Below are 7,207 nucleotides of genomic sequence, written 5' to 3'. Positions count from 1 at the left end.
CCTGGGCCCCTCGGACGACGCCGAATGGGCCGCATTCGCCGCGGAAGCCCTCCTCCGCGCCGGCGACGACACCGCCTTCAACGACCTCAGCCGAGAACGCCGCACCCGAGCAGCGATCGACCTGACCTGGAACGCCATCGCCGGCGAGGTGGCCGCGGCAGCGGACCGCGCCCCCGAGATCGAGTCCGCCGTCCTCCCCCTGCGCGCCCGCATCTCCGTCCGCGCCGGCCTCGGCAACCTCGCCACCGGCCTGCGCCCGCCCGCCACCGGCCACGACAACCCCCACTACTTCGACGACGCGGCCTGCGTACGGGCGTGCGTCCTGGCCGTGGCCCACCCCGGCGACCCGCGGCGCGCCGCCGACCTCGCCGAGTTCGACGCCCGCTACACCCAGGACGGCGACGGCGTACACGGCGCCCGCGCCATGGCGGCGGCGCTCGCTCTCGCCCTGGCCGGCGCGGACATCGACGCCTGCGTCACGGCGGCCCTCGCCGAACTCCCCGAGGAGACGGAGATCGGCCGCAACGCCCGGCACGCACTGCACCTCGCCGCTGACGCGGACAACGCCTTCGCCCTGGTCCCACCCCTGGAACACCAGATCGTCGACCACGTCTACAGCTACGGCATCGCCGCCGCCGAAACGGTCCCGGTCGCGCTCGCCCTGGCCACAGCCGCGCGCGGTCGCATCGCGGAGGCGATCCCCGCCGCGGCCTGCCTGTCCCGCGTCGCGGACTCCGCCCCGGCCCTGGCGGGCGCCCTCACCGGCGCGCTGGGCGGGGGCGCCTCGATCCCCGCCTCCTGGCGGGAGACCTGCCGCACCCTCTCCGGCTGCGTCCTCCCCCGCCTCACCGGCACGGACCTCGTGGAACTCGCCGAACTCCTGGAAGCCGCACAACCGCCGCGCCCCGGTGGATGATGCGGCCATGAAGCCCAAACCACACCAAAACGCCACACTGGACGAACGGATCACCGGATCCCTGGTCGGAGCCGCCGTCGGCGACGCCCTCGGCGGCCCCGTCGAGGGCTACTCGCCCGAGCAGATCCTGGAACACCACGGCGGCCGCGTCCACGGCATCGTCGGCCCCTGGCACGGCGAGGCCTGGCGCACGGCACGCCCCCTCGCCCCGTACCACAAGGGCGACGGCCACGTCACCGACGACACCTTGATGACGCACGCCCTGATCCGCGTCTACGCCCGGGTCCGCGACCACCTCGACGCCTACGCCATCGCCGACCACCTCGTCCCCGACCTGATGACCGAGACGCGCTGGATCCCGGAACTGGAGACCGAGGCACTCCCCCTGCACCGCATCTTCCTGGCGGAGAAATGGCTGGTGACGAGGATCCACTACGGCCACGCCGACCCGCGCGAGGCCGGCACCGGCAACATCGTCAACTGCGGTGCGGCGATGTACATGTCCCCGGTCGGCCTGGTCAACGCCGCCAACCCGCAGGCGGCCTACGCCGAGGCCCTCGACATCGCCGGCGCGCACCAGTCGTCGTACGGCCGTGAAGCGGCGGGCGTCCTGGCGGCGGCGGTCGCGGCGGCGTGCACCCCGGGAGCCACCCCGGACTCGGTCGTCTCGACCTGCCTGTCCCTGGCGAAGGACGGCACGCGCACCGCCATCGAGCGGGTCTGCGCGGAGGCCTCCCGCCACACGGACTTCGAGTCGGCACTGAGCCCCCTGCGCGAGGCGGTCGCCCCCTACGACACGGTCGGCCCCGACTACCGCGCCCCCTCCCTCGGCGCCCGCCGCCCCTCCCGCCTCCACGCGATCGAGGAACTCCCCGTAGCCCTGGGCATGTTGCTCGTGGCCCAGGGCGACTACCGGCACGCGGTCCTGGGCGCCGTGAACTACGGCCGCGACTGCGACTCCATCGCCACGATGGCCGGCGCCCTGGCCGGCGCCCTCGGCTCGCCGATCCCCCAGGACTGGGCCAAGACGGTCGCGGAGGCCAGCCGCCTGGACCTCTGGGAACCGGCCGCGGCCCTCACGGCCGTGACCCGCGAGATCTTCACCCGAGACACCTCCCGCCGCCGCACCCACGAACAGGCCTTCGCATCCCTCGGAGGCCCGGAATGCTCCGCCTGACCTGGGTCCAGCCGGAGGACCTGCTCGGCCACGAACTCCGCCAGGCGACCCAGGACGGCCGCGAACCAAAAGCAATCGCGGCCCGCTGGCGCTCGGCGGGCGGCCCAGAGGCCCCCCGCACCGCAGGCGCGTCCCCGACTCCGGCGTCCCGCTACCTGCGCCAACTGGCAGAAGACCTCCTGGACGAACTGGCGGACCTCCCCAGCGCCTTGGCGGACGACGAACCAACGGACCTGGAGAAGATCAGGTCGCTATGCCCAGAATGGCCACCTAGCTGCGGGCAGTCGTGCCGCTGGGGCGATGGGGGTCCCCCCGCTCCAGCGAAGCCGAGAGTGGGGGAGGGTGGACGCAGCGGCACCCCGCCAGCGCGGGTGAGCGCCCCAACCCAGACCCCAGCCACACCCGACCAGCACCTGGAATCCGCCTGGCTCGGCCGAGCCGTCGGCTGCCTCCTGGGCAAACCAGTAGAAAAGCTCCCCCTGGAAGCCATCCGCCAACTGGCCAAATCCACCGGCAACTGGCCCCTCACCACCTACTTCACAGCCCGAGGCGTCCCCGAAGAACTCCTCACCGCACACCCCTGGAACCGCCGCTCGGCAAAAACCTCCCTGGCCGAAAACATCGACGGCATGCCCGAGGACGACGACCTCAACTACCCCCTCCTCAACCTCCTCGTCCTCCAACGCCACGGCAGAACCTTCACCACCACGGACGTGGCCCGCACCTGGCTCGACGAACTCCCCGCCGGCCGCACCTTCACCGCCGAACGCATCTCCTACCGCAACCTCCTCACCGGCCTGGAACCCCCGCACACCGCCCGCCACCGCAACCCGTTCCGCGAATGGATCGGCGCCCTGATCCGCGCCGACGTCCACGGCTGGACCAACCCCGGCGAACCGGCCGCCGCCGCGGAACAGGCCCACCGCGACGCCACCCTCACCCACACCGCCAACGGCGTCTACGCGGCGATGTTCACGGCGGCCACCATCGCGAAGGCCGCGACAGGCGAACACGACGTCCACACCTGCCTGCGCACCGGCCTCACCGTCGTCCCGCCCCGCTCCCGCCTCGCCCGAGCCGTCCACCACGCCATCCAACTTGCCCGGGAACACGACGACTTCGACACGGTCGTCGACGAACTCCACGCCACCCACTCCCCCACCCACCACTGGGTGCACGCCGTCCCCAACACCGCCCTCATCGCCGCCGCCCTCACCCACGCCGACGGCGACTTCTCCGGCTCGATCTGCCGCGCCGTGAGCGGCGGCTGGGACACCGACTCCAACGGCGCGACCGCCGGCAGCATCGCCGGCCTGCTGGCCAAGGACCCCGCGGCCCTGCCCGACCGCTGGACGGCCCCCCTGAAGAACCGCCTGTCCACCTCCATCGGCGACTTCAACGGCATCGGCTTCGACACCCTCGCCCACCTCACACACCGGGAGACCCACCGCTCATGACCGCGCCCCTCACCGGCCTCCGCGTCCTGGACCTCGCCACGCTCTTCGCCGGCCCGCTCGCCGCCACCATGCTCGGCGACTTCGGCGCGGAGGTCGTCAAGGTGGAGCACCCGTCGAAACCGGACCCGTCCCGCGGCCACGGCCCGTCGAAGGACGGCGTGGGCCTGTGGTGGAAGATGCTCGGCCGCAACAAGCGCACCATCACCCTCGACCTGTCGAAGCCCGGCGGCCGCACCACCCTCCTGCGCCTCGCCGCCGGCGCCGACGTGATCATCGAGAACTTCCGCCCCGGCACCCTGGAGAAGTGGGACCTGGGCTGGCCGGAGCTGTCGGCCGCCAACCCCCGCCTGGTCCTGGCCCGCGTCACCGGCTTCGGCCAGTTCGGCCCCTACGCCCACCGCCCCGGCTTCGGCACCCTCGCCGAGGCGATGAGCGGCTTCGCCGCGATCACCGGCGAACCGGACGCGCCCCCGACGCTCCCGCCGTTCGGCCTGGCCGACTCCATCGCGGGCCTGACGACGGCGTACGCCGTGCTGACGGCGCTCGCCGCGCGCGACCGCACCGACGAGGGCCAGGTCGTCGACATGGCCCTGATCGAACCGATCCTGGCCGCGCTCGGCCCCCAGCCCCTCTGGTACGACCAGCTCGGCCACGTCCAGCCCCGCACCGGCAACCGCTCCCCCAACAACGCCCCGCGCGGGGTCTACCGCACCGCGGACGGCACCTGGGTCGCCATCTCGACATCGGCCCAGTCGGTCGCGGAACGCGTGATGCACCTGGTGGGCCGCCCGGAACTGATCGACGAGCCGTGGTTCGCCACGGGCGCCGACCGCGCCCGTCACGCCGACGTCCTGGACGAGGCGGTCGGCTCCTGGATCGCCGCACGCACCCGCACGGACGTCCTGGCGGCCTTCGACAAGGCCGAGGCGGCCGTGGCCCCGGTCCAGGACGTGCGCGACGTGATGGCGGACCCGCAGTACCGGGCCCTGAACACCATCACCACCGTCGACGACCCGGAGCTGGGCCCCCTGCGCATGCAGAACGTCCTCTTCCGGCTCTCCGCCACGCCCGGCGCGATCCGCTGGGCCGGCCGCCCGCACGGCGCCGACACCGACGAGGTCCTCACCGAACTGGGCCTGTCCCCGGCCGACCTCACGGCGCTGCGCGCGGAGGGCGCCCTGTGACGGCCTTCCCGCTCACCTGGCTCTACGCCCCGGGCGACCGCCCCCCTGTGGTGGCCAAGGCCCTCACCTCCGGCGCCGACATCGTCGTCGTCGACCTGGAGGACGCGGTCGCCCCCGACCGGAAGGCGTACGCCCGGGCCGCCACCGCCGAGCTGCTCGCCGAGCTGCCGCCGGTCCCGGTCCACGTCCGCGTCAACGCCCTGGACAGCCCCTGGGCCGGGCAGGACCTCGCCGCCGTGGCCCCGGCTCCCGGCCTCTGCGCCCTGCGGCTCCCCAAGATCACCTCACCCGCCGAGGTCGTCCGGATCGCACAGCACGCCGTCCCCACGGGGCGGCCCCTTTACGCCCTCCTGGAGACGGCCCTCGGCGTGGAACAGGCGTACGCCGTCGCCACGGCCCACCCGTCCCTGCGGGGCATCGCGCTCGGGGAGGCGGACCTACGGGCCGACCTGGGCGTAGGGGACGACGCTGGGCTCGACTGGTCCCGCTCCCGGGTGATCGTGGCCGCCCGGGCCGCGGGCCTGCCCCCGCCGGCGCAGTCGGTCCACCCGGACGTCCGCGACCTGGAAGGGCTGGCCGCATCCTGCGCCCATGGCCGCGCCCTGGGCTTCCTGGGCCGGGCCGCGATCCACCCCCGCCAGCTCCCGGTCATCGAGCGGGCCTTCCTCCCCACCGCAGAGGAGAGCGAGCAGGCGGAGACGATCGTCAAGGCCGCGGCTGCGCAGCCGGGCGCCCAGGCCCTCCCGGACGGCCGCTTCATCGACACGGCGGTGGTGACGGCGGCCCATCGCACCCTGTCCCTGGCACGCCGCCGCTGACGCTCCCCCACCCGGGAAACGCCGAGGGCGCCGGCTGACATATGCGGCTACCGCCGCGGGCCGGGCGCCCTCGGTCACGTACGGCAGACGGTCAGGTCCTCTTCGCCGACCCGGCCTCGTCACTGGCCTCGTCGTCGGCCTTGGCCTCGTCTTCCCTGCCGTCGCCGGCGGACTCGTCGTCGCCGTCGGTTTCACCGCCGGAGGCCTCCGCGCCCGGCTCCACCACGGCTTCCCGGCCCGGCCGCTTCTTCGACGACACCACGAGGTAGGTGACCGCGAGCAGGAAGACGAACATCGCGGTCCACACGTTCAGCCGGAGGCCCAGGATGTGGTGGGCGTCGTCGACGCGCATGTACTCGATCCACGCCCGGCCCGTGCAGTACGCGGCGACGTACAGCGCGAACGCCCGGCCGTGTCCCAGCCGGAAGCGGCGGTCCGCCCAGATGACCAGGAACGCGACGCCGATGCACCAGAGCGACTCGTACAGGAACGTCGGGTGGTACGTGCCCGGCACCCGCCCGTCCGCGGAGGACGTGATCTCCAGGGCCCACGGCAGGTCGGTGGGCTTGCCGTACAACTCCTGGTTGAACCAGTTGCCCCAGCGGCCGATCGCCTGGGCGAGGGCGATGCCCGGCGCGACGGCGTCGGCGTACGCCGGCATCGGGATGCCCCGGCGGCGGCAGCCGATCCAGGCGCCCAGCGCGCCCAGCGCGATGGCGCCCCAGATGCCGAGGCCGCCCTCCCAGATCTTGAAGGCGTCCACCCAGTCACGGCCCTCGCTGAAGTACAGCTCGTAATCCGTGATCACGTGGTAGAGCCGGCCGCCGACGAGGCCGAAGGGCACGGCCCAGACAGCGATGTCGGCCACCGTGCCGGCCCGCCCGCCCCGGGCGATCCAGCGCTTGTTGCTGAGCCAGACGGCAACGAAGACGCCGATGATGATGCAGAACGCGTAGCCGCGCAGCGGAATGGGGCCGAGGTACAGCACCCCGCGTGACGGGCTGGGAATGAAGGCAAGTTCCATGGCAAGGTCGACGCTACCGTGCCGGACCGGGGCCGCGGCAGGCAGCCCGGCTACGGGTCCATAACGGGCGCGTGAGAAAAGCCTTTACCTCTTGTTCCGCTCCTGCACCATCTGCTTCAGCTTCGCCGGGGTCATCGTCCGGTCCTGGTAGATGTTCTTGCCGTCGAACAGCACGGTCGGCGTGCCCGAGAAGCCGCCCTTGTTGAAGGCCTGGTGGGACTTGGCGACCCAGCTGTTGTGCGTGCCGTCCTCGACGCACTTGCGGAAGGCGGGGGTGTCCAGGCCGTCGACCTTGCCGGCCAGCTCGATCAGCTTGTCGTTCCTGGCGTAGGCGTCGTCGACCTCCTGGGGCTGGTTGTCGAAGAGCACGTCGTGGTAGGCGGGGAACTTCCCGGCGTCCTGGGCGCAGGCCGCGGCGTTGGCCGCGTTGCGGGAGCCGCTGCCGCCCATGTTGCCGTCGATGAGGGTGACCAGGTGGTACTCGGCCTTCAGCTGGCCGGCGTTCGTCAGCTCGTGGATCACCGGCCGGTACGCCGTCTCGAAGGACTTGCAGGCCGGGCAGCGGAAGTCCTCCCAGACCGTGAGCGTGGACTTGGCGCTGTCCTTGCCGACCGGGATCGCGAGGCCGTCC

Annotated in this window: 7 protein-coding genes; 5 read left to right on the top strand and 2 right to left on the bottom strand. The window is 73.0% G+C overall.

What is annotated here, in order from left to right:
- The 5 genes from AOQ53_RS37370 to AOQ53_RS37350 form a co-directional block, all read left to right on the top strand.
- A partial coding sequence (locus tag AOQ53_RS37370; RefSeq protein WP_059424277.1) for an ADP-ribosylglycohydrolase family protein occupies nt 1-916 on the top strand: 916 nt, incomplete at its 5' end.
- Nucleotides 917-923: 7 nt separating this feature from the next.
- On the top strand, nt 924-2,093 hold the full coding sequence (locus AOQ53_RS37365; protein WP_059424275.1) for an ADP-ribosylglycohydrolase family protein: 1,170 nt from the start codon (nt 924-926) through the stop codon (nt 2,091-2,093).
- Nucleotides 2,081-3,550: an ADP-ribosylglycohydrolase family protein gene (locus AOQ53_RS37360; RefSeq protein ID WP_059424273.1), complete on the top strand. Its 1,470-nt coding sequence runs from the start codon at nt 2,081-2,083 to the stop codon at nt 3,548-3,550. The genes AOQ53_RS37365 and AOQ53_RS37360 overlap by 13 nt, the downstream gene beginning before the upstream one ends.
- Complete coding sequence (locus tag AOQ53_RS37355; protein WP_059424271.1) at nt 3,547-4,734, top strand: CaiB/BaiF CoA transferase family protein; 1,188 nt, start codon at nt 3,547-3,549, stop codon at nt 4,732-4,734. The genes AOQ53_RS37360 and AOQ53_RS37355 overlap by 4 nt, the downstream gene beginning before the upstream one ends.
- A complete protein-coding gene (locus AOQ53_RS37350; RefSeq protein WP_059424269.1) occupies nt 4,731-5,552 on the top strand; it encodes an HpcH/HpaI aldolase/citrate lyase family protein in 822 nt (273 codons plus the stop codon). Before AOQ53_RS37355 ends, AOQ53_RS37350 begins: the two co-directional genes overlap by 4 nt.
- 91 nt (nt 5,553-5,643) lie before the next feature.
- Here AOQ53_RS37350 and lgt read toward each other — a convergent pair whose 3' ends face one another.
- Together lgt and AOQ53_RS37340 are read right to left on the bottom strand one after the other, a co-directional pair.
- Entirely contained in the window at nt 5,644-6,576 is a 933-nt protein-coding gene (lgt, locus tag AOQ53_RS37345; protein WP_059424267.1) for a prolipoprotein diacylglyceryl transferase, read from the bottom strand.
- An 84-nt stretch (nt 6,577-6,660) separates the two neighbouring features.
- Nucleotides 6,661-7,207 (bottom strand): DsbA family protein (locus AOQ53_RS37340; protein ID WP_059424265.1); only part of this gene is annotated, 547 nt, incomplete at its 5' end.

Source organism: Streptomyces azureus, assembly GCF_001270025.1.
In the GTDB taxonomy this organism is placed as follows: domain Bacteria; phylum Actinomycetota; class Actinomycetes; order Streptomycetales; family Streptomycetaceae; genus Streptomyces; species Streptomyces azureus.
The sequence above is the reverse complement of the archived record's forward strand: the minus strand, read 5'-3'. Positions and strand labels throughout refer to the sequence as shown.